This window comes from Glaciimonas sp. PCH181 (genome assembly GCF_003056055.1).
In the GTDB taxonomy this organism is placed as follows: domain Bacteria; phylum Pseudomonadota; class Gammaproteobacteria; order Burkholderiales; family Burkholderiaceae_D; genus Glaciimonas.
Genome location: NZ_PYFP01000001.1, coordinates 239,399 through 261,762, shown reverse-complemented (window position 1 = coordinate 261,762; position 22,364 = coordinate 239,399). Strand labels below are relative to the sequence as shown.

Annotated in this window: 19 protein-coding genes and 1 pseudogene; 11 read left to right on the top strand and 9 right to left on the bottom strand. The window is 51.5% G+C overall.

The genetic code is table 11. The features are described from left to right. Positions 1–86: 86 nt before the first annotated feature. Together C7W93_RS01145 and C7W93_RS01140 are read right to left on the bottom strand one after the other, a co-directional pair. Positions 87–800 (bottom strand): response regulator, encoded by a 714-nt coding sequence (locus C7W93_RS01145; protein WP_304598571.1) that lies wholly within the window; start codon positions 798–800, stop codon positions 87–89. Between the two features lie 62 nt (positions 801–862). After that, positions 863–2,236, bottom strand: coding sequence for an ABC transporter substrate-binding protein (locus C7W93_RS01140; RefSeq protein WP_108438374.1), 1,374 nt, complete (start codon positions 2,234–2,236; stop codon positions 863–865). 455 nt (positions 2,237–2,691) lie between these two features. Between C7W93_RS01140 and C7W93_RS01135 the strand changes: the two genes are divergently transcribed. The 7 genes from C7W93_RS01135 to C7W93_RS01105 all read left to right on the top strand — a co-directional run bounded on the left by C7W93_RS01135 (position 2,692) and on the right by C7W93_RS01105 (position 10,457). Beyond that, the gene (locus tag C7W93_RS01135) at positions 2,692–3,990 is read left to right on the top strand and encodes an ABC transporter substrate-binding protein (protein ID WP_201747131.1); all 1,299 of its coding nucleotides are present in this window, start codon (positions 2,692–2,694) and stop codon (positions 3,988–3,990) included. A gap of 127 nt (positions 3,991–4,117) precedes the next feature. Next, positions 4,118–5,032 (top strand): carbohydrate ABC transporter permease, encoded by a 915-nt coding sequence (locus tag C7W93_RS01130; RefSeq protein WP_108438373.1) that lies wholly within the window; start codon positions 4,118–4,120, stop codon positions 5,030–5,032. A 9-nt stretch (positions 5,033–5,041) separates the two neighbouring features. Next, positions 5,042–5,920 (top strand): carbohydrate ABC transporter permease, encoded by an 879-nt coding sequence (locus tag C7W93_RS01125; protein ID WP_108438372.1) that lies wholly within the window; start codon positions 5,042–5,044, stop codon positions 5,918–5,920. A gap of 53 nt (positions 5,921–5,973) precedes the next feature. Continuing rightward, complete coding sequence (locus tag C7W93_RS01120; protein ID WP_108438371.1) at positions 5,974–7,107, top strand: ABC transporter ATP-binding protein; 1,134 nt, start codon at positions 5,974–5,976, stop codon at positions 7,105–7,107. 150 nt (positions 7,108–7,257) lie between these two features. Continuing rightward, complete coding sequence (locus C7W93_RS01115) at positions 7,258–8,184, top strand: BadF/BadG/BcrA/BcrD ATPase family protein (protein WP_225869717.1); 927 nt, start codon at positions 7,258–7,260, stop codon at positions 8,182–8,184. A 133-nt stretch (positions 8,185–8,317) separates the two neighbouring features. Further along, positions 8,318–9,454, top strand: a complete 1,137-nt coding sequence (gene nagA / locus C7W93_RS01110) for an N-acetylglucosamine-6-phosphate deacetylase (protein WP_108438369.1) — start codon at positions 8,318–8,320, stop codon at positions 9,452–9,454. After that, positions 9,447–10,457: an SIS domain-containing protein gene (locus C7W93_RS01105; protein ID WP_108438368.1), complete on the top strand. Its 1,011-nt coding sequence runs from the start codon at positions 9,447–9,449 to the stop codon at positions 10,455–10,457. Before nagA ends, C7W93_RS01105 begins: the two co-directional genes overlap by 8 nt. Positions 10,458–10,731: 274 nt before the next feature. On the opposite strand, the gene C7W93_RS01095 is transcribed toward C7W93_RS01105, so the two are convergent. Beyond that, complete coding sequence (locus C7W93_RS01095) at positions 10,732–11,520, bottom strand: SDR family oxidoreductase (RefSeq protein WP_370446376.1); 789 nt, start codon at positions 11,518–11,520, stop codon at positions 10,732–10,734. 327 nt (positions 11,521–11,847) lie between these two features. Here C7W93_RS01095 and C7W93_RS01090 point away from each other — a divergent pair, with 327 nt between their 5' ends. After that, entirely contained in the window at positions 11,848–12,774 is a 927-nt protein-coding gene (locus tag C7W93_RS01090) for a LysR substrate-binding domain-containing protein (RefSeq protein WP_108438367.1), read from the top strand. A gap of 16 nt (positions 12,775–12,790) precedes the next feature. Here C7W93_RS01090 and C7W93_RS01085 read toward each other — a convergent pair whose 3' ends face one another. Further along, entirely contained in the window at positions 12,791–13,717 is a 927-nt protein-coding gene (locus C7W93_RS01085; protein ID WP_108438366.1) for a hypothetical protein, read from the bottom strand. A 266-nt stretch (positions 13,718–13,983) separates the two neighbouring features. Here C7W93_RS01085 and C7W93_RS01080 point away from each other — a divergent pair, with 266 nt between their 5' ends. The 3 genes from C7W93_RS01080 to C7W93_RS01070 all read left to right on the top strand — a co-directional run bounded on the left by C7W93_RS01080 (position 13,984) and on the right by C7W93_RS01070 (position 17,842). After that, positions 13,984–14,712 (top strand): glutathione S-transferase, encoded by a 729-nt coding sequence (locus tag C7W93_RS01080; protein ID WP_108438365.1) that lies wholly within the window; start codon positions 13,984–13,986, stop codon positions 14,710–14,712. A 768-nt stretch (positions 14,713–15,480) separates the two neighbouring features. Then, positions 15,481–16,311, top strand: coding sequence for a translesion DNA synthesis-associated protein ImuA (gene imuA / locus C7W93_RS01075; RefSeq protein ID WP_108438364.1), 831 nt, complete (start codon positions 15,481–15,483; stop codon positions 16,309–16,311). A 10-nt stretch (positions 16,312–16,321) separates the two neighbouring features. Further along, entirely contained in the window at positions 16,322–17,842 is a 1,521-nt protein-coding gene (locus tag C7W93_RS01070) for a DNA polymerase Y family protein (RefSeq protein WP_108438363.1), read from the top strand. Positions 17,843–17,968: 126 nt separating this feature from the next. On the opposite strand, the pseudogene C7W93_RS01065 reads toward C7W93_RS01070, so the two are convergent. From C7W93_RS01065 to C7W93_RS24730, 5 genes and pseudogenes are all read right to left on the bottom strand, one after another. Next, positions 17,969–18,328 (bottom strand): annotated as a pseudogene (locus C7W93_RS01065) (transposase); the annotation flags it as partial. Further along, a complete protein-coding gene (locus C7W93_RS01060; RefSeq protein WP_108438362.1) occupies positions 18,292–18,666 on the bottom strand; it encodes an aldehyde dehydrogenase family protein in 375 nt (124 codons plus the stop codon). The gene C7W93_RS01060 and the pseudogene C7W93_RS01065, both read right to left, overlap by 37 nt. A 15-nt stretch (positions 18,667–18,681) precedes the next feature. Further along, a complete protein-coding gene (locus tag C7W93_RS01055) occupies positions 18,682–20,355 on the bottom strand; it encodes a GMC family oxidoreductase (protein ID WP_108438361.1) in 1,674 nt (557 codons plus the stop codon). Positions 20,356–20,546: 191 nt separating this feature from the next. Then, entirely contained in the window at positions 20,547–21,482 is a 936-nt protein-coding gene (locus C7W93_RS01050) for a DUF1302 domain-containing protein (RefSeq protein WP_255419097.1), read from the bottom strand. A gap of 11 nt (positions 21,483–21,493) precedes the next feature. Further along, entirely contained in the window at positions 21,494–21,775 is a 282-nt protein-coding gene (locus C7W93_RS24730; RefSeq protein ID WP_201747129.1) for a DUF1302 family protein, read from the bottom strand. Positions 21,776–22,364 lie beyond the last annotated feature (589 nt).

Here is a 22,364-nt window from a genome sequence, read left to right as displayed (position 1 = left end):
CAGAAAGCGCGTAACAATACGCTGATAAGAGCTGCGCTCCAAGATCGGATTGTTAGGCGGAATAATAGGCTGACTCATAGGCAAACTCAGCTCGCTGAGACAACAACATCGGCAGAAAATACGTAACCAGCGCCGCGCACCGTTTTAATCAATTGCGGCGACTTGCCATCATCGTTGAGACGATCCCGCAGCTTGCTGATCTGTACATCCAGCGAACGATCCAACGGGCCAGAATCACGACCACGGGTTTCTTCAAACAACACACTACGATCAAGGATAGCGCCGGGATGGGCTACAAAATACTTCAACAATTGATAGTCCAGCCCCGTCAGCGCAACGACTTTTTGATCGGCATCGAGAACCGTGCGTTCCACCGTGTCCAAAGTAAATCCCAGAAAGCGGTAATAACGCGGCGTCGCTGCCGTATCGACACCCATCCGACGATGGATAGCCTTGATGCGCGCCAGCAGTTCGCGCGGGCTGTAAGGCTTGCCCATGTAGTCGTCCGCGCCCAGTTCAAGCCCGACCACGCGGTCGGTTTCATCAGAACTGGCCGTCAGCATAATAATCGGCACGTTAGAACGACGGCGCACGATTTTGCATAGCGCAAAACCATCGGTGTCCGGCAACATCACGTCCAGAATAACCAGCGACAACTCGTCAGCAAAACGTTGAAACTCCGCCAGAAAAGTCGCGCCATCCTGCGCCAGCAGTACCTCGTACTGATTTTTTTCCAGATAGGCTTTTAACAGCGTCCGGGTTTTCTGGTCATCATCGACGATCAATATTTTACGCATCAGGTGTATTTAGTATCGTGGTTATCATCATTGTTATTTTTGCCGTCCGCATTTATTCAGCACATTTATTCTTCCGGTCTCTCTAGTTTTGGCGCGGTCCGGGCAATCGCTGCCAAGCGTCGCTGGGTATCGATTTCAGTGACTTTATCATCCATAAAATAGCGGCGAACCTCGCCGATGATCGCGTCTTTCGTCGTCTCATCCGTCGCCATTCTATGCACCAGACTAGGCGCTTGAAATGCCGACCCTTTACTAAAACTACGCCATGACGCGGTCGCGCAACTATCCATTTTTGACATATTCGGATAACGTAAAACCGAGATCGAACCCTTGAACTGATTGAAATCAGCCTGTAGCGCCCCAGTCGTCATGATCTGGGCGAGCTTTTCCTGTGCTGGCTGATGCGAATAATCGCCGGCAAACATCGCCAGCGTATCCACGCTATACAAATGATAATCAGCCGTTCCCGGCACCGTGCTGCATCCAAAGTCGATATCCGTGACCCGCCCCCACGCATTCAATTCACCCTTCGCCCAATCCCCCATTACCAGCATCGCAGCGCTGCCGGTGGCAAGTTGCCGCGTCGCCTCATTCCATGCCAGTTCTTTTATCGGTGTCGGCATCCATTGCTTCAATCCGCGCAAGCGTTTTAACGCATGGGCTAAGCGTGGATCGTTATAGGCGTTTGCGCGCAATTCAACAAATAGCTGCCGATAGAATGCCGGGCCACTTTCAGCCAGCACCAACGTTTCGAACAAGGTCGCTATCTGCCAGGCCTCACTACTTTGCGCTAACGGCACGACACCCGCGTGCACTAACTGCGCAGCGACACGATCAAACTCGCCCCAGGTTTTAGGCACAGCCAAACCCAGGCGATCAAACACTTTGCGGTTATAAAACAGCACGTTAATACGATGAATATCGAGCGGTGCCGCCACCACGTGACCGCGGGTTTGTACCAAGGTCCAGACCGTCGGGAACAGCAGCTTTTTCCAGTCGCCCGAAGTGGCAACATTATCCAGCTCCAATAGCAAGCCAAGATCGGCCCACTCACCAAAAACGACACCGTTAAGTTGCGTAACTTCAGGCGAATAACCAGCCAGTACTCTGCTTTTCAGTACCTTGGCGGCACCAAGACCTGCACCGCCGGGAATCGCCACATCGCGCCAGGTGATATTTTCTTCCGCCAGTTTATCGACCAAGACCTTAACGGCTTTACGTTCGCCGTCCGACGTCCACCAATGCAAAACCTGAAGCGAGGTCGGCTGTACGTTGTCCTGACCGTGGCGCTCAACCGCATATGACCACAGCGGCATTGCCAACCACGCCGCCGTAATCGCGACAGTGATGCGTCGCTGTCTTACCGACCAGACGGCACGACAGGACTTCGTCGATCCGTTATTTAATACGCCATTCTGTATTTTTATTGGTATAACCATTTTTATCTTGTCCCAGCCTCGCGAATGACTATAGCGTAAGTTGGCAGAAAAACGGCCTTTCCGATCTACTTTCCTGCCCTTACTGCTGCTTAGCAGGCGTTATCGGCCAACGTTTTGTAAAGTTTTGTAAAGATAAGTTAAGTTACCTTTCGCGCTCAACATTCCAAGGTGCAGGCAACAAAATAGCGGCAGGATGAAAGCAAAACAATGTGTTTAGGCTTCTGTAAATATATGTAATACCTAGATTTGCCAATCGCACCAATTAAATCAACTAAATCAATACCTTAGGTAGCAATGTCAACTGTAGGCCAATCAAGATAGCCTCACACATCCTCTGGTGCTATTGTCTTTTCGCGGAAGGATAAAGACACAAATTTGTCTCCCACGCCAACCCAGCGACCGACAAGAGTTGCGCCTCATCAGACCTTCGCCATATCACTCAGAGGAGACACACAATGCCATCGCATCGCCCAATTCGCCAGATCAGCAAAATCAGCACCATCCGCAATGCCGTTCTCGGCACCCTTGCTGCCGTCGCCGTGCTATCCGCCGTCGGCACAGCCCAGGCAGGTACGCTGACCATCGAAAGCTGGCGTGTCGACGATAAAGCATTGTGGGAAACCATTCTGATTCCTGCATTTGAAAAGAAAAATCCTGGCATTCAGATCAAATTTTCGCCTACTGCACCAACTGAATACGATTCCACGCTGACCGCACGTCTGGCTGGTGGCACTGCTGGTGATATCCTGGCCTGTCGTCCGTTTGATGTATCGCTCTCGTTGTATAACAAAGGCAATCTGGAAAAACTGGATGGCAAAGCAGGTATGGAAAACTTCCCTGCATCAGCCAAAATCGCATGGCAAACCGACAATGGCAAAGACACTTTCTGTATGCCAGTGGCGTCTGTAATGCACGGCTTTCTGTATAACCAAAAAATCTTCAAAGAACTGAATATTCAGCCGCCAAAAACAGAGGCCGAATTTTTTAAAATCCTCGACGTCATTAAAGCAAACGGCAAATACACGCCACTCGCGCTCGGCACCGCCGACCAGTGGGAGTCTAGCCAAGTCATGTTTACCGGCATAGGTCCTAATTATTGGAAAGGTGAAGAAGGCCGCAAAGCGCTGATTTCCGGCAAGGAAAAATTCACTGATCCGCAATTTGTTTCGGCGTTTGAATACGAAGCCAAACTGGGTAAATATCTCGGCAAAGGTGCCAGCGCGCAAACTTATGGCGATAGCCAAAATCAGTTCGCGTTAGGCAAAGGCGCAATCTATCCAACCGGTTCGTGGGATATCGCCTATTTCAACGCCAATGCCAAATTTGAAATGGGTGCATTCCCGCCGCCAGTCCCTAAAGCCGGTGACAAATGCTACATTTCCGATCACAACGATATCGGCATGGGCATCAACAAAAAGTCTAAAAACAAAGACGATGCTTACAAATTTCTGGCATGGATAGGCTCGCAAGAATTTGCCGATATCTATACGAATAAAGTCACAGGATTTTTCTCGTTATCAAATCATTTGATTTCAGTAAAAGACCCTGTTGCCAAGCAAATGATCGACTGGCGTAAAACCTGCTCGTCCACTATTCGTCTGAATTCGCAAATTCTCAATCGCGGTACGCCGAGTATGGAAAACGAACTCTGGAACGTGAACGCACAAGTTCTGAATGGCAAATTAGCGCCAAAAGATGCCGCCGCGCAAATCCAGACCGGTTTTGCGAAATGGTATAAACCGCAGCAAAAATAAATAGTCGGCTAAGGGGCAGCGTCGCTGCCTTTTTTGTTGGCGCAGGGAGGCCGTTCGGCGCATCTCCCGGGTTAGCGTCGCGCATATTTTTACATCCTTGCTGTTTTAGTTCGTTTGGAGATTTGCAGTGAAAAAAGCATTTCCCTGGCACATCGCGATTTTTCTCGCGCCAGCGGTGATCATCTATTCGATGTTCAGCGCCTTGCCGCTGCTGGACACGCTCCGGCTTAGTTTCTATACCACCAGCGACGCGGGCATCCGTACTTTTGTCGGCCTGTCCAACTACCACACGATCCTGTTTAACTCTGACTGGTCGGTGGCATTCTGGAACGCGATGTGGAATAACATCAAATTTTTCGCCATTCATATGCTGCTGCAAAATCCGATCGGACTATTGCTGGCAACACTGTTTAGCTTAAAAGGCCTGCGCTGGGCGCGTACTTATCGCACTATGATTTTTTTGCCGACGCTATTGTCCGTCGTCATCATTGGCTTTATCTGGCAATTGATTCTGTCACCGTTGTGGGGCGTAGGTGAAAAACTGATGGGCTTCGTCGGGATGGCAGATTTCTTCGCACCGTGGCTGGGTCAGCAATCTACCGCGTTGATTACCCTTGCGCTGATTTCAGTCTGGCAATACATCGGCATTCCAATGATGCTGATTTACGCAGCTTTGTTGGCGGTGCCGGAAGAAGTGCTGGAAGCCGCCTACGCAGAGGGCGCTGGCGCATGGCGCATCTTTTGGCAAATCAAACTTCCGCTGATTCTGCCTACGCTGGGATTGGTCACCATTTTGACGTTTGTCGCCAATTTCAATGCGTTTGATTTGATCTATTCAGTCAAAGGCGCGTTAGCCGGGCCAAATTACTCGACCGATCTGCTGGGTACGTTTTTCTATCGCACCTTCTTTGGCTATCAAGCCCAAGTCGGCAGCCCGACCATGGGTGCAGCGGTGGCCACACTAATGTTTCTGGTGATTCTGCTGGGCGTTGCGGTCTACTTCTATGTCGTCCAGCGCAAGCTGACACGCTACGAGCTGTAAGGAATCCTGATGAGTGCACTCCCCCTCCCCACCCAGTCGCTGCCGGTAAAAGCGCGACGATCATTTGGCAATATTGGCCGTATCTGGGTCCATATCGTGCTGTGCGGTTATGCCGTGGTCGCCCTATTTCCGATAGCGCTGATTCTGATTAATTCGATCAAATCACGCGATGCGATCTTTGACAATCCGCTTGCGCTGCCAACGGTCGATACGTTCTCGTTGATCGGTTTTGAGAAGGTCCTGACCAACACCAATTTCATGCTGTATTTCGGCAATAGTCTGGTCGTGACGCTGGGCGCGTTGCTGCTGATCGTGATCTTTGGCGCGATGGCAGGCTGGGCGCTATCGGAGTACAAATTTTTCGGCAATCGCATGATGGCGCTGTATCTGGCGCTCGGCATTATGATTCCGATCCGTCTGGGTACAGTCTCGATCCTGCAATTGGTCGTCACGCTCAATCTGATCAATACCCGCACCGCGTTGATATTGGTTTATACCGCGCAGGGCTTACCGCTGGCAGTGATGATTCTGTCCGAGTTCATCCGGCAAATACCCAAGGAACTAAAAGAGGCAGCGCGCTGCGATGGCGTCGGCGAATTCAAGATATTTTTTCAGATTATTTTGCCGTTGATTCGTCCCGCGATTGCCACCGTCGCCGTATTCACGATGATCCCCGCGTGGAATGATCTCTGGTTTCCATTGATTCTGGCACCGGGTGATGACACCAAAACCGTCACTCTCGGCGTTCAGCAATTCATAGGGCAATACGCTACCGACTGGAATTCCGTGCTGGCAGCCTTATCGATGGCGGTGATTCCGGTTCTGATTCTGTATGTCCTGTTCTCGCGGCAATTGATACGCGGCCTGACATCTGGTGCGGTGAAATAAGCACCGACACTGTCCAACATGCCGCAGCGCGGCAAAGTAAAGAGGTAGAAATTATGGCGAACGTTAGTATCAAACAACTCAGAAAATCTTACGATGGTAAGCAGGACGTGCTGGCCGGAATCAATCTTGAAGTCGAAGACGGCGAATTTTGCGTGCTGGTTGGGCCTTCCGGCTGCGGCAAATCGACTTTGCTGCGTATGTTATGCGGTCTGGAAGACATTACCGATGGCGAACTCTCCATCGGCAATCAAGTCGTCAATCACCTGCCACCAGCTGAGCGCGGCATTGCGATGGTATTCCAAAGCTACGCGCTCTATCCGCACATGACCGTGTATAAAAATATGGCGTTCGGATTGAAAGTTGCCGGCGCAGATAAAGCTGCAATTGATCAGCAAATTCGACACGCCGCAGGCATTCTGAAGATCGACCATTTGCTAGACCGGTTACCGCGTGAGTTATCCGGCGGTCAACGCCAACGCGTCGCCATTGGCCGCGCGATTGTGCGCAAGCCGCGCTTGTTTTTGTTCGATGAGCCGCTCTCCAATCTCGATGCTGCGTTGCGAGTACAAACCCGGCTAGAGATCGCCAAACTGCATCGTCAATTGGCAGCCACCATCGTCTACGTCACCCACGATCAAGTCGAAGCAATGACGCTAGGCGATAAAATCGTCGTCATGAACGACGGTCATATTCAACAGTCAGGCACGCCGCTGACGCTCTATCAACAACCGGCAAATTTATTCGTCGCGACCTTTATCGGTTCGCCAAAAATGAATCTTTTTCACGGCTTAGTTACGGCAATCGAAGCCGATTACATTAAAGTCCAATTGGATGGCGGCCAAGAAGTAACGGCCAATGTCGCCGTCACCGAAGCCAACGGAAATGTGCGGATCGGCGATGCCGTGACCTTGGGCTTACGCGCTGAGCACATTCTGGAAAACGCGACCGGCAGCGAAGTATTTAGCGGCACCGTCAATATCGTAGAACATTTAGGTGAAGCAAATTTCATCTACGTGACGTTAAAAAATGGTCAGGATATCGTGGTGCGCGGCGACGGCAACCACACCGTCCGTATCGGTGAAAACATCACTTTATCGGCCGCCAGCAGCGCGTTTCATGTATTTGATACCAACGGTAATGCGCTGCGCCGTATCAAACCCGGCAATATGATTTCATCCAAGCAATAATCGCCCTTGCCACGCGCCTCTCTCTTAATGACCATGGAGGAGCCGCTATGACAGAAATGCAAAAATTGTCCATTTTTTACCGCTTATTCCACATTTGCCAGCGAAAATCGATAAACTTTTACTCTTCTGCCAAAACACACAGGACTTGAAGTGAAAACAGCGCTTGCATCAGTTTACGACTACTTGATCGGCGTCGATGGCGGCGGCACCAAAACCCATATACGCATTGAACAGGCTGACGGCACACCGATTGCCGAAGCTAGCAGCGGGCCATCGGCGCTCATGCATGGCCGCGATAAAGCTTGGGCCGCAATCACGATAGCGATCAATCAAGGCTTTCATAGTGCAGGCATGACACCGCCACCACTGCAACGGATGGCGGCAGGCTTTGGTTTATCGGGGGTCAACGTCCCGGCATGGGCGGCTGAATTCTCAGCTTTAAATCCCGGCTTCGGCAGCATTGTCGTCGCATCTGACGCCATCACCACCTTATTCGGTGCCCATCAGGGCCGCCCCGGCGCGATCATTGCGATAGGCACCGGCAGCATCGGCGCATTACTGCGCCCCGACCAGACGCAACACATCATTGGCGGCTGGGGTTTCCCGTCCGGCGATGAAGCCAGCGGTGCATGGCTAGGATTGTTAGCGATTAATTACGTGCAACAAGTGTTCGATGGTCGCGCCCACAATTGTGCGCTGGCCGACAGTATCATCGCCCATTGCGGCGGCCATGCAGGGAACGGCGACGACAAACACAATCGCGACAGCGTGCTCGGCTGGCTGGCGCAAGCCAACCAAAGCAGGTATGCGCAACTGGCCCCGTTAATCATCCAGCATGCGGCCCGCGATGACGTGGCGCGTAACATGCTCGATAAAGCAGCAGGTGAAATCGTCAGCATGGCAAACGCACTGGACCCATCCGGCCAGTTGCCATTAGCACTCTGCGGTGGTCTGGGACAAGTTCTGCGCGATTTCTTACCGAAAGCCTTGCAGCAGCGCACGTCGTTGCCACTAGCGGATTCAGCAACCGGCGGCTTGCTACTGATACATCAACACCTCAGCCAGGATTTCAGCTAATCATGATGACCACTCATTGCATCAATTTTGATTGCGCACAATTCCCACGCAACGATACCAAAAGAGCGAGCAATAATGCGTGTGCTCTCGGTTATTCGGATGCGTTTTTCCTTTCCTTCGCGGAGCAAATTTGATGTCCTCGATTACCCAATTACAAGGCAATATCCTCTCACCCGAAGGCTGGATCGCTGGCAGTATCAGCTTCAACGACCTGATCACCGATATCAGTGGCGGCGTTTTTAATCACGATCAATCCCAAAAACTACCCGCCGGAAGCTTCATTCTGCCCGGCTTTATCGATCTGCATGTCCACGGCGGCGGCGGCCAAGATGTGATGGATGCTGGCGAAGCGGTACACGTCATCGCAAAAATGCACGCGCAACACGGCACCACCAGCATGCTAGCAACGACGATGACTGCGCCCGCAGCCGATCTGGAAGCCGCACTCAGCGCCATTGGGCGCGCTTGTCTGGCACGACGCAGCGGCGGCGCACGGGTGCTGGGCGCGCATCTTGAAGGCCCGTACATCAACCCCGGCAAACTCGGTGCGCAACCTGACTTTGCGGTCGCCGCAACGCTTGAACAAGTCGACTGGCTGCGCAGCTTTGCGCCCTTAAAATTGATTACGATCGCGCCAGAAGTTGACGGCCATCTGGAGTTAGTCAAAATCCTGAGCGCAAGCGGCATGCGCGTACAAATCGGTCATACGCTCGGCACCTACGAAGACGGCGTCGCGGCGCTTAACAATGGCGCAACCGGGTTTACCCATCTGTTTAACGCCATGAGCTCTTTCCATCATCGCGCACCGGGCATGGCGGGGGCAGCATTGGCGCATGCCGAATATGCCGAGCTGATTCCCGATCTGCTGCATGTCCATCCAGGCGCGATCAAAGCCGCATTGCGCGCTATTCCCCGTTTGTATTGCGTGACCGATTCCACCGCAGCATCCGGTATGCCGGACGGTGAATACATGCTAGGGCGGCAAGTCGTGCATAAATGTATGGGCGGTGTACGTCTGGCGGATGGCACGCTAGCAGGCAGCACGTTGACCATGGATCAGGCGCTACGCAATCTGGTAACACTGGGACTCGATCTGGCCGAAGCTTCGCTGCGCACCTCCACCTATCCCGCCGATTATCTCGGCATGACAGAACGCGGTCGTCTGAAAACCGGCTGTTTCGCCGACATTCTGGTATTTGATCACCAGCTCAATCTCACCGCAGTTTATGTAGAAGGAGAACAGATTGACCTCAACCTCACGCATGCTTGAAGAAGCATGTTCGGCCAGCGCCCACGTAGCAGTCCAACTAAAACAAGACCGTGACCGCTACGCAGAATTAGGTCGCCGCTTACGCGCAGCGCCACCGACAAGCATCCTGACCGTGGCCCGTGGCAGCTCGGATCATGCCGCCAATTATTGCGCCTATCTAATCATGGCCCGCTTAGGGCGCATCGTCGCCTCGTTGCCGATGTCGCTAGTCACTCTCAATAAAGCCCCGCTGCAAGCACACAACGCGCTAGCCATTGCGATCTCGCAATCAGGCCAAAGCCCGGATGTCATCGCACCGATACGTTACTTCCGCGAAGGCGGGGCCACTACTGTGGCGCTAGTCAACGATGCATCTTCCCCACTCGCTACCAACGCAGAATGGGCCATGCCGCTGCACGCTGGTGCGGAACTCAGCGTCGCCGCGACCAAAAGTTTTATCGCCAGTCTGGTTGCTGGCGCACTGTTAGCAGGGCATTGGCAAGACGACCCGGCATTTTTAGCCGCATTGGAAACCTTGCCCGAAGCACTCGACACCGCCAGCCAATGTGACTGGTCCGCAGCGTTAGACGTCCTGACACCAGCGACGAATATCATGGTAGTCGGACGCGGCATCAGCTTTCCGCTAGCCCTTGAATCCGCACTAAAATTCAAAGAAACCTCCGCAGTTCAGGCCGAGGCATTCAGCGGTGCAGAAATCAAACACGGCCCGATGGCCCTGATCGACGAAGGTTATCCGCTACTGATTTTTGCCACACGCGGACCAACTCAAGCCGGGCTGCTCACACTAGCCGAAGAAATGCGCGGACGCGGCGCTAAAGTATTATTGGCAGCGCCCGACAACATCCCCGAACGCGACCTGACGCTGCCGACAGCCGCCGCCCCAGACCTCGATCCCATCGTCGCCATTCAAGCGTTTTATGTCATGGCTGCCAAGCTATCCATCGCGCGTGGGATGGATCCGGACCGCCCACGACACTTAAGTAAAGTCACTAAAACAAGCTAAACTCGCGTTAAATATTGCATAAAGTTCTAATAAGTTACATACCTTCATAAAACTTTATGCATTATCAAGAGAGAAAGCATGCCAAACAAAAATACGATCGATAGGGCGATTGCGCATCGCATCGCATCGCATCAAGGGTACGCGTGAACTGGTCATCGGCAGGACACCTTTTATCGTCGTCTATAGAATCAAACCAGCCACGGAGCGCATCGAAATTTTATATTTTCTACATGGCGCTCAGCAGCGGCCTTAAATCATTTAGTTAGCAACAAACCTAGCCACGCCCAACAAAGGGCATATTCGTCGCCATCACAGTCATAAACTGCACATTCGCTTCCAGCGGCAACCCCGCCATATACAACACCGCCCGACCAACATGTTCAACCGACATCGTCGGCTCAACCGCGATTGCGCCGCTGGCCTGCAAAATCCCTTTTTCCATCCGTTCTGTCATATCTGTAGCCGCATTGCCGATATCAATCTGACCGCAGGCGATATTGTATTTACGACCATCAAGCGAGGTGGCTTTCGTCAGCCCGGTCATCGCGTGTTTGGTGGCGGTATAGGCAACTGAATTGGGACGCGGGGCGTGCGCGGAAATCGAGCCATTGTTGATAATCCGGCCGCCGCCCGGTTGCTGTTCTTTCATGATCCGGAAGGCTTCTTGCGTACATAAAAAAGCCCCGGTCAGATTGATATCTACCGAGGCTTTCCAATTGGCATATTCCACGTCTTCAAGCGAGACTGCTGGCGTAAAAACACCCGCATTATTCACTAACAAATCCAGTCGTCCAAACTCTGTGCGCACCTTTTCAAACAGGGCTTTGACGGATGCCGGATCGCTGACGTCGGCGACCACTGACAGCGCATTAACACCGAAACCGCCTGCGGCAACCACGGTGTCGCGTAACGCTTCGGTACGACGTCCGGCCAGTACCACGATATAACCGTTGCTGAGCAAGGCAAGCGCAATCGTTTTGCCGATGCCGGAACCTGCGCCGGTTACCAATGCGATTTTTTGCGTTGTTGAGATTGAAGATTGCGGAGATTGGGTTAATGCCATGTCGATGCTCCTTAAGAGTGATGGATATTTAATTAATATTGCACTATTTTATAGACCTTCTGCCAGCAAGGCAGAGGCGATTTAAGACGTCTGTGTTGGCCAAATCGTGTAATCAAAAAATCCCACGATGCGATAAGCCTTCATACTGGCAAAAGACAGTATTATTCCCTCTGCAATTTAACGCCCTAAGGCAATATTATTTTCAGCAATAAATACCGTCGCATAAAGTTGATTCACTGCAGCCATCTAACCTCATGATGGATAAAAAGCATACAAGCGCCAAGGCAATGTAAGCCCTACGCGTTATTTTTATATTCGAAAGTGGACATGCTTAGATTAAGTCTTGATGCCTTACAAATTCTTGATGCCATTGATCGACGCGGTTCATTTTCTGCCGCCGGTGTGGCGCTGCACCGTGTGCCATCGACAATTTCCTACACGGTGGCCAAACTTGAAGAAGATCTGGGTGTGCAGGTGTTCGAACGCAAGGGGCCGAAAGTCAAACTGACACCTGCTGGCGTAGAACTGCTGAAGGAAGGCCGTTATCTGCTCAAGGCCGCTGAAGACCTGGAACATCGGGTCCGGCGCGTGGCCTCTGGCTGGGAGACCGAACTCACACTCGGGCTTGATTCGCTGTTTTCAGGCGCAGCGCTGGCCGACGATATCGCTGCTTTTTATACCGTAGCGGATCGCACCAGATTGCGTATCGTGCGCGAGTCGCTGGATGGCACGTGGGAAGCGCTGCTCGACCGCCGCGTCGATTTGCTGATCGCTGCGCCCGGCATGGGGCCTTCTGGCGGCGGTTATATTGCCGAACCGTTAGGTTCTATCCCTTTTGTCTTTGCGGTAGCGCCGACGCATCCGCTGGCACAGATCACGCATCCCATCGGCAAAGCCGATATGCATCCGTATCGTGCGATTACGGTTGCCGATTCGGCTAGAAGAATGGCCGCCCGCACCGTCGGAATTCTGTTCGGACAAGACACATTAACGGTGCCGGATATGCAAAGCAAATATGCATTACAGGTGGCGGGAATTGGTTTCGGATTTCTACCAGAACCCTGCGCCAGAGCAGCGCTGGCATCAGGTCTGTTAATTACAAAAGAAGTAGAAGAGCCAAGGCAGGATGAAACATTTTATCTGGCCTGGCGTACTGGCGAAAATGGTGCGGCGCTGGCCTGGTGGATAGCACGCATGGGGCAAGCCGATATCATGCAACGACTGACCAAACGACTGGCGCAAACAATTATCTAAGATTACATAGCCATCTCTATGGCGTCTTTTGCTGACGCAAATACTCGCTATGTTTCATCTCAAGATAAGTAGCGCGATCCATCTCATGCAGCTGCCTGTGATATTGCTCGGTTGATGCAAACCAGTTTTGTAAACGCATTTCGCGCTGGGCCGCAGGCGGTGCCGAAAAGGCGGCAAGATAAGAATCAATCGCAAGGTAATACCGCATCGTATTGCGCTCAATCAAGCCGCGCACACCGCCAATATAATCCGCCTGATGTACTTGCTTGCCATTCACATCCTGCAAAGTTGTGAAACCCACTTTATCCCGACCGATAGTTGCCAAATAACCCTGCATTGCCAGACGCCCGGTAAAACTATACGCATACGAATACGTCAAATGCAGGAATGTTTTACCGTCGGCGACAGATACTGCTTCAAGCTGAATGTGATAATCGCTGGTACTCAAAGGGCCGTTCTTTGCATTCAGACGCACTGCAAAATATTCCGGCGTATTGACCACCCCGTTATAGGTAAATTTGACTGGATAAGCCTCACTCAACGGCTTATCGTATTTGGTCCCAATGCTGACCATCAGGCTGCTGACCGACTTATTTACCGATGCCTGACAATATTTTATGTTCAGATGCAATGTCAACACGTCGCACCAATGCGCAGGGTCATTTAAGGCGGTATTCACAGTGGCAAACGGATAATCAACCAATGCGTAGATATCGCCCTTCAAATGATTCGGCGACTCGATCGAATCCATATACAACGGCCGCTTAAACTGATTATGGCTGAGTTGCGCCTGTAACTCGGCATACTTAGCCCGTAACGATACGGCGGAATGGACATCCAGTTTTTCTACGTGATCCACCGCATCCTGCTTATCCAATCCAGCTGCGTTAGCCGATCCGATGCCTGCCAAAGTACCCCAGACAACCAAGCCCGCAAAGACCATACATAATCGATGCCGCCATCCTGTATTTCTCTTCAATATTTGCCTCATCAGTGATTATCTTATTGCTAGAAAAATTAGCTGCTAAAAAATACGCTCTCATTAAATTCAGGGAAAGAGAATCAAGCAGATTAACCTTGTTCGCACCCTATAAAATGTTTATCCAAAATACATTAATGCCTTGTAAATGCTCGCCGTTCAGCAATACTTCAATACTTATTATGCAATATTGTCCATAAAATTTATTCTCACTTTTTCAATGGAAAACGATGCGCTATAAACTATATTACTGGCCGACGATACAAGGACGTGGTGAATTTGTCCGTCTTGCATTAGAGCAAGCTGGCGCGGCCTATACCGACATCGCGCGGCGTTCAGAGCGAAGCGGCATGGGCGTTCCAGCCATGTTGCGCCTGATGGAAAATGTAAAAAATCCCTCGCCCTCTTTCGCGCCGCCGTTCTTGCAGGCTGGCGATATGGTGATAGGACAAACCGCCAATATCCTGTTGTTTCTGGGGCCACGATGCGGATTAGTGCCCGAAGACGAAGCTAGTCGCCTGTGGGCACATCAGTTACAGCTGACCATCACCGATCTGATCACCGAAGTCCATGACACGCATCATCCGGTCGCCAGCGGGCTGTATTACAAAGATCAAAAACCAGAAGCGCTACGCCGTGCCCAGGATTTTACTAGCGCACGATTACCTAAATTTCTAGACTATTTTGAGACTATCCACGCGCGTAATCCGCACAGCGACAGTTATACGATCGGAGATGCGCTGACCTATGTCGACCTATCATTGTTCCAAATAATCGCAGGTTTGCGTTATGCGTTCCCTAAAACCATGCACCGCCTGGCCGCCGACATTCCACGCTTGATAACACTCCATCAACTGGTGGCAACACAGCCGCGTATTGCCAAATACTTGGCATCGTCAAGACGAATTGCGTTTAACCGACAAGGTATTTTTCGCCACTATCCAGAGTTGGATCAATAGCGCAAATTCAGACGCTGACGCTAGCATTAATCATATGAGGACAACGAAAGCCTTGAGTTCCCTTCCGCCAATTTGTCAGGCGGCATTTTCACTTGGAATAGTTGCACAATGACAACAAGATATTTCAATAGCGTATAACGCATATCCGAAGACTAAATTAGCCCCAGGCCACGTCACCTCATATACTGCAACGCAACAATTCAACTTTATGAGGTCTTTCATGAACGCATTTCTTCACGCTCTTCCTACCGTATTTCCTATTGCTTTGGTTATTTGCGCATTTGCGCTACGCTTTTACCATACCAGCAAATAAACACCGCTGATGTCTTGCACTGACATCGAGTCGCTTGTTTTGGATAACAAATCTGCTTCATCTGCACTGACACATGTTTGCTAAGGGATCGCCAGCAGATCCCCTTTTCTTATCATCTTCTTTCTGAAGATATCCCCTTTTTCACGCTCCCCCGGCGCTTGTTTGTTCTCTGATCGCTCCCTAAAATAATTTTATTCGACCGATTAGCAGTGTCGCGTTATGCGTGCATTTTGCGGTGTTACACCGACAATCTTTATTTCCACAAAGAAATTTCCCGCACTTCCATCAAATAAAATATCCGCATTGAGAACGGACTTATAACAAAACTGGCTTAGGGCACACTGCAAATATACTGTATATTTATACAGTTAAATAAGGGAATGTCTTTCCCCTCATTTTGCAGTTAATGCCATTTAAATTTCAGCGATTACGCCAGTTTTTACTTAAGTCCTTCTATGTCAGCCAATCCACGCAGTGTGTCGCAGCCCGGCACCAGCACGATCTCAGCCGCAGCCCAATCGCTGGCGGAGACATTGCCGCATGCGTTGTGGCGCGGCAATCAAATGTCGACTTATCGCGGGGCTGTGATCGCCTCTGGTCATGCGGCGCTGGACCGGGAATTACCCAACGGCGGCTGGCCGCATTCGGCCTTGATTGAGTTGTTATTGCAGCAAGCCGGGATTGGCGAAATGCACTTATTGCAGCCCGCCTTAAAGGCCCTTACACAGCAACAACGCAAAATAATTTTATTACAGCCGCCCCATCTGCCGCACATCGCCGCGTGGAGCGGATGGGGTCTGGCGGCGCAGCGTTTGCTGTGGATTAATACCAGCGGCAGTGCCGATGCGCTATGGTCCGCTGAGCAGATTTTGCGCAATGGCAGCTGCGGCGCGCTGCTGTTCTGGCAATCGCATATCCGTACCGATGCGCTGCGTCGGTTGCATCTGGCAGCCCAAGCCAGCGACACCATGCTGTGGATGATCCGGCCGCTGAGCGCTGCACATGAATCGTCGCCCGCCCCACTCCGGCTGCTGCTGCGTCCCGCCCATAATGGCATCGCGGTACAACTACTTAAACGGCGCGGCCCGCAACATACACAAGCGCTTTATCTTGCGTGGCCAGACAATAAGCAAGACAGCGCGGCCCCTTCTGCGACGATTGAAACACAGTCATTCACACCACCTGCTAAGCGTTACACAGAATCCAACATAAAACCGGCACCAGCAGCGCAAACATCCTCTGCAAGCGTCGCAGAGCCGACATTAGCGCGCGTGGCCGATTTTTAGGAGCGCGCAAATGGCTTTATGGATAGGCGTTCATCTGCCGTTATTGGCCTTAGAAACAGTGCGCCCAAGCTGGTCTGCACCCGGCATGGTTGCAGTGTTAGAGCACGATCAAGTCTTGACCATGACCGGCAGCGCCGCCGCCAGTGGGGTTCGCAGCGGTATGCGACGCGGCGGCGTGCTGGCAATCGCGCCGCAGACCACGCTTTGTGAGCGCGATGCGACGCAAGAACAAACTGTGCTGGAGGCGGTAGCGCTGACCTTATTGCAGTACACCCCAGAGGTTGCCCATGCAGAAGAAGCCAGTCTGCTACTCAATGTCAGCGCCAGTCTGAGTGCTTTTGGAGGTCGGTTAAGGTTGTGCCGACGTGTGCGCGCCAGTATTAATACGCTGGGTTTCAGCGCCCAGATCAGCATGGCCCCGACAGCACAGGGCGCGTGGTTGCTGGCGCGCTATCTTCCGCATTCTCTTGCACATGCGGGCTTGCGCAAACAACGTCGCTGCATCCGTATCGAGACTATGGCGCGGCATTTGAACGCGTTGCCATTTTGGATATTACCGGCGACGCATCCTTATCAGCAATGGCTGGAAGAGATTGGTTGTAGCACGTTAGGCGATCTGCGTAAATTGCCGCGGGCCGGATTGCAGCGGCGTAGCGACAAGCGGATATTGGAAGCGCTGGATTGTGCATATGGAATTGCGCCGGAGATGTTTGACTGGGTGCGGGCACCGAAGGAGTTTTCAGCCTATCTGGAGTTACCGGATCGCATCGAACATGCGGAGGCGGTCTTGTTTGGGGCGCGTCGTTTGATTCAGCAAATGATTGGTTGGCTGACGGTGCAGCAATTGGCTATTTCTGGTTTTGTGCTGTCGATGGCGCATGAGCGTGGACGTCAGGCAGTTTTGCCTAGTACATTAGAGGTAACGTTGGCCGAACCGGCCTGGCATGAGGCGCATTTGTTGCGGTTATTAAAAGAACGCTTGAGTCGCTTTCAGTTAAGCGCACCAATTATTTCGCTACGGCTGAGCGCGACGCAGGTGACGCCGATGTTGCCGCCAACGGGGTCGTTATTTCCCGAGCCGGGTGGAACGACGGCTGATTATCATCGTTTATTAGAGTTATTGACTGCGCGTCTTGGTGCGGAGAGTGTGTTGACGCCAGCGGCGGTGGCGGACCATCGGCCGGAGGTGGCGAATGGTTGGCGGGGGGCGAGTAATGTTGGTGCGTCTGGCGCGATTGGTGCGCAGGCGGGCAATACCGTTGATATGGCGAATACGGTTGTTTTGGGTCGACGGCCGTTTTGGTTGTTGCAACAACCGTTGGCTTTGTTGGTGCGGGATCATCGTCCGTTTTATGGATCGCCGTTGCAATTTTTGTCAGGGCCGGAGCGGATTGAGGCTGGGTGGTGGGATGCGCGGATCGCGGTGCGGGATTATTTTGTTGCAGAGGGTGACGAGGGGGCGTGTTATTGGGTTTATCGGGAACGTGCCGGTGAGGAGATAAATTGGTTTTTACATGGTTTGTTTGGGTGAAGATGTTTTTGTAGCGGTGAATGTCGGGCGTGGTTGTTTGAGTGGGCGATACGACGCTGCCATCGTCATCGATGGAGATATTGCGGAGATTCTTAGTCTTGCTGATATTGCTGTAGCGTGATTCGCCAAGCCACGGTTTTTTAGCTCCGTCAGGACGCCTAACCAGAATTTTGCACCCTCATTCTCAGCTAGCCACATCCCTAATAGTTCTTTTTGCCCTTGCAAATTCACGCCCAGCGCCAGGAAGACTGCTTTGTTAATGACTTGATTATCTTGTCGTACTTTGACGACCAGGCAGTCCAGGTAGACGATAGGATAAAGGCCATCAAGTGAGCGGCTTTGCCAGGCAACGATCCGCTCTTTGACGCTGTCGGTGACTTTGGAAATGAGAGCTGGCGATACGTCGGCGTCGACCATTTCCTTGAAGGTTGCGACGATTTCGCGTGTGGTCATGCCTTTGGCATACAAGCTCCAAAAATCTGCATCGGCTTATTAAAAAACATTCCCTCCGCCAACATCCTGGTGATGCCGCCCTCAGCAATCATCAACACCTTGATCTGCTCAGCACGGTCCAACAACGCCGAATGCATCTTGCGCATAATCGCCGCGCGCTCAGTCGGCAACATCCGCCACCAAGGACCCTTATCGAAAGCCTTGCGCGCCGCGGCAATCGCCGCCGCAGCCTCCGCCAGACCACCTATCGGCGCCAAACCGATAACCGCTTCAGTGGCCGGATTAATAATTGCTTCGCGCTGCTTGTCCTGTGGAGTAGCCCACTGGCCATCAATGTAAAGGCCGTCGTATGTCGTGAAGGGAATATTCATTGCTGTCTCACTCCTTTAGGCTGTAATCGCTGGAATTTCTGCGTCTTCACTGACTACCGGGGCTACCCGGACCCAACCCTGCCTATGCCGCTTGGCGCGTCTTTCAGCAATAAGAATTTCCGCTGCCCGCATCGCCATCACCATCGACGGACCATTCGTATTACCAGTGATAAGGGTCGGCATGATCGAGGTATCGACAACGCGCAAGCCGTCGATACCGCGTACCCGTAATCGAGGATCGACTACCGAGGCCTCATCCGCCCCCATGCGGCATGTACCGGCGGCGTGGGAGGCAGTCGAACCAAATTGGAAAAAAGCCTCAGCCAATTGTTCATCGGTCACACATAACGGACCGGGCTGAGTTTCAGCAACGATGTGATCACGCAATGCTGGCTGCGCCAATATCTTGCGCATAAACCGGAGCACTGCAATCGAACTGCGCCGATCATTTTCTGTGGCGAGATAATTAGCGTTGATTGTTACCGCAGCATCTGGATCGGCACTGCTAATCATTACCGAACCTTGACTATCCGGATTGGTAAAGTAACCAACCCAAGTCATGCCGGGTTCTTTTTCAAGAACAATTTTTCCATCCTCGACAGCGATGGAATACAGTCCGACGCCGATTTCTGCATCTGGCCGTTTTAACTCTGGCCGCGTCTTGAAAAATCCGCACACTTCATGCGCCGCATGCGTCAACGGACCTTTTCCCCTGATGAAATAATTAGCCAGACTTTTGGCTAAACCCATGCCGGAAAATGCTTGATTTAAACTACCGCTTTTAAGCCGTACCTGCAACAAAATGCAACGATGTTCCAGCAAATGTTGACCAACACCGGGCACATCCGCCACAACTTCAATACCTAGCTCTTCCAATTTTTCGGCAGGTCCGACACCGGATAGCTGAAGCAGCTTAGGCGTATTCAACGCCCCCGCAGACAAGATGAGTTCTTCCCGTACATAGATTTCCGAAGTGCCAGTCTTGTCGCGAACTTCAACACCGATGGCAACTTTTTTTCGGAAAATGATACGTAGCACGTCAGTACCGGTGCGTATTGTTAAATTACGACGCGAACGCACCGGCCCTAGAAATGCTTTGGCCGCGCTCTGGCGACGACCGCGCCAGATGGTGCGCGGCTGGTAACCGATACCGCCTTGCAGCGATGCATTCAGATCGGCGACATGCGGCAAACCGGCTTCGCCAGCGGCGGCAATCACGGCTTCGCACAACGGGTCACCGGCGGGATGCATCGTGATTTTTAAGGGACCGGCAGCACCGCGAAATTCGGCTTCGCCCAGTTGGTGATCTTCCATCGCTTTATAGCAGCGGCCAATATCCTTCCATCCCCAACCGATGCAACCTGCTGCTTCCCAGTCGTTATATTCGTCGGGATGCCCGCGCAAATACACCATGCCGTTGACCGAACTGGAACCACCAAGTGTGCGCCCTTTAAGCCAATCTTCGTCTGCCCTGCCTTCACCTTGCGCCGCCTTGTAATCCCAGACATGAGGACTGCCGGGGGTGAGCATTTTTCCAATGCCGCGTGGCATATGAATCAGCGGATTTTTATCGGCAGGGCCGCTCTCGATGAGTAATACCGAGACTTTTGGATTTTCGGAAAGCCGATTGGCGAGTACGCAACCAGATGAACCGGCACCGACAATGATGTAATCAAATACGTTCTTCATATTTTTCTCTTGACGTTTTGTGATTGCGTGCAATGAATACGCACGCCTTTATAAAAAATTTTGCTCTTAAACTTTGCGGCACAACCAACGTGCCAGTAACCGCAAAAATCTGTTTGCGCAACAATGCGTCGCGCAAACAGATCAGGTTACAGATTGCAAGTTACAACGCGATTACAACGCGCTCAAAACGACTATCGTGTAGTTTCCCGCGCAACCATTGCTTCCACGGTTTGGTCTTTTTCCGGCAAGGAATTAGTGATGATTTTGAATCCACCGATTGCTGCGTCGCCGACTACTGCAAACATCCCTTTATTGAAGTCATAGGTCACACTCTTGAAGCTGACCGGGCCAATATTGCGGCTGATACTTAAACCGGCAAGTTTGACGTTCTTTGGATAGACCAGACGGAACTGGGTCGGGAGTACCGCGCCAGGTATGGCGATAAAATTGGCGAATTCCGGCGTAACCCAAGGATTGTAATCGTCGAATTGGCGATAATATGCACCGACCGTTGATTCGATCGCTTCAACGTTTAAGCGCGCGCTAACACCAAAATTGCCAGATTTTTTGGCAGTAATAGAGTCGATGCGAGCAATGTTAAAATCGGGTCCGGCAGGTAATTGGCTCGGACCTTCAAAGAAAAAATCGGCTGGTGCGAAGTACGTACCGCCGTATGGCAAGCGCGACTCTCTCCAATCCAGGAAATATTGCCCTGCTACCGTCAATTCCGGTGTGAGCTGAATTTTGGCGAAAAGCTGGTTCAGTGGTAAGAATACTTCCTTGGTTTCGATACCTGGGCTGGTAACGGCTTTTACGCCATCAAGCGGCGACTGTGAATACGAAATCGCTTGCGCAGGGATCAACAGGCCTTCACCGAAATAGTTGGTTTGACGACCGAACTTGACGTTGACCGGGTTTGATCCAAGCTTGAAGTTGCCCCAGATGAACGCATCAAGAATTTCACCCGATGGGCCATTGACATAACGCGATACGCTGGAATTGTATTGGTTCCCCGCGTAACTGGTGGAAAAGTTGGGCACAGTGCTGCGCACCGAATGATCGTCATAGGCGTTATCGTACCAACCGGCGGCGCTGACGCGGATACCGAATTGTTTACGATAATTCATATCGAATTCGCTCAATATATCGACACGGTCGGTAACAACCTTGCCTCTTTATTGAATTTGCCGTCCGATTCATCGTAATTGAGGTTGTTCAGGATGCGGGAATCCGGTGTATTTGCCCGTACACCAAGGTTGTAACGAACAGTGTTATCCCATCGAGTTTGCAAATCGTCATTACATAAATCAATGTCGAAAGCATGTGCACCTTGTGCGCCAGCGACGGCCAGCAGCATGCCAAATCCGCCTTTGGCCCATACATTGGACTTATTTTTTCTTGCATTTCTCTTGCTTGTCATCCTGTGTCACCTCCAATTTGTCGGCGGTATTTACCGCCTTTGCTTTTTTTAAGGACAACCGTTACCTCCGCCCATCAATCACTGCGCGAAGTGGTCTTTACAGATCTCATTACCGGAATAAATTTTTCTATCGAAGCTTTTCGTACAAAACGCTGTCCCTTCTCGTCTAGCACGTATCTCACCGAACAATCTGCGGAAGACAGCATCTTGCACAGAAATTCTGTATCCAGATTAGGATTCCAACCTTAATATTTGAGCACATGTAAAAATTTTGTTCCATTTATCCTTGAATATCGACATATTTTATTAATTTGCGCACTCTAAACGTAATAACCCTAAAAAGGGGTAATGCTTGACTGCTAAAGGTGAACTGTTGATTTAACGTTGTTTAATGATTGAAAATGGCGCGGAATTAATTTCCATGCGGAAACTACGCATATACAAAAACGGAGGGATGCGCATAATGCCGCACTCCCTATATTCGTTTCACATTATTTCCGAGATGAAACGCACGCAATGAAAGCTGGCAGCGTTACACTGTCGGACGTTTCCTCCATCACAAATGAGAGCAAACGCGTTCGGTGACTAT

What these genes read in the sequence shown, in the direction of transcription:
- C7W93_RS01085 (WP_108438366.1), bottom strand. Translation starts at nt 13,717, where the DNA reads ATGGTCTTTGCGGGCTTGGTTGTCTGGGGTACTTTGGCAGGCATCGGA.
- C7W93_RS01135 (WP_201747131.1), top strand. Translation starts at nt 2,692, where the DNA reads ATGCCATCGCATCGCCCAATTCGCCAGATCAGCAAAATCAGCACCATC.
- C7W93_RS01055 (WP_108438361.1), bottom strand. Translation starts at nt 20,355, where the DNA reads ATGAAGAACGTATTTGATTACATCATTGTCGGTGCCGGTTCATCTGGT.
- C7W93_RS24730 (WP_201747129.1), bottom strand. Translation starts at nt 21,775, where the DNA reads ATGACAAGCAAGAGAAATGCAAGAAAAAATAAGTCCAATGTATGGGCC.
- C7W93_RS01090 (WP_108438367.1), top strand. Translation starts at nt 11,848, where the DNA reads ATGCTTAGATTAAGTCTTGATGCCTTACAAATTCTTGATGCCATTGAT.
- C7W93_RS01095 (WP_370446376.1), bottom strand. Translation starts at nt 11,520, where the DNA reads ATGGCATTAACCCAATCTCCGCAATCTTCAATCTCAACAACGCAAAAA.
- C7W93_RS01060 (WP_108438362.1), bottom strand. Translation starts at nt 18,666, where the DNA reads ATGAATATTCCCTTCACGACATACGACGGCCTTTACATTGATGGCCAG.
- C7W93_RS01125 (WP_108438372.1), top strand. Translation starts at nt 5,042, where the DNA reads ATGAGTGCACTCCCCCTCCCCACCCAGTCGCTGCCGGTAAAAGCGCGA.
- imuA (WP_108438364.1), top strand. Translation starts at nt 15,481, where the DNA reads ATGTCAGCCAATCCACGCAGTGTGTCGCAGCCCGGCACCAGCACGATC.
- C7W93_RS01070 (WP_108438363.1), top strand. Translation starts at nt 16,322, where the DNA reads ATGGCTTTATGGATAGGCGTTCATCTGCCGTTATTGGCCTTAGAAACA.
- nagA (WP_108438369.1), top strand. Translation starts at nt 8,318, where the DNA reads ATGTCCTCGATTACCCAATTACAAGGCAATATCCTCTCACCCGAAGGC.
- C7W93_RS01050 (WP_255419097.1), bottom strand. Translation starts at nt 21,482, where the DNA reads ATGAATTATCGTAAACAATTCGGTATCCGCGTCAGCGCCGCCGGTTGG.
- C7W93_RS01120 (WP_108438371.1), top strand. Translation starts at nt 5,974, where the DNA reads ATGGCGAACGTTAGTATCAAACAACTCAGAAAATCTTACGATGGTAAG.
- C7W93_RS01080 (WP_108438365.1), top strand. Translation starts at nt 13,984, where the DNA reads ATGCGCTATAAACTATATTACTGGCCGACGATACAAGGACGTGGTGAA.
- C7W93_RS01105 (WP_108438368.1), top strand. Translation starts at nt 9,447, where the DNA reads ATGCTTGAAGAAGCATGTTCGGCCAGCGCCCACGTAGCAGTCCAACTA.
- C7W93_RS01140 (WP_108438374.1), bottom strand. Translation starts at nt 2,236, where the DNA reads ATGGTTATACCAATAAAAATACAGAATGGCGTATTAAATAACGGATCG.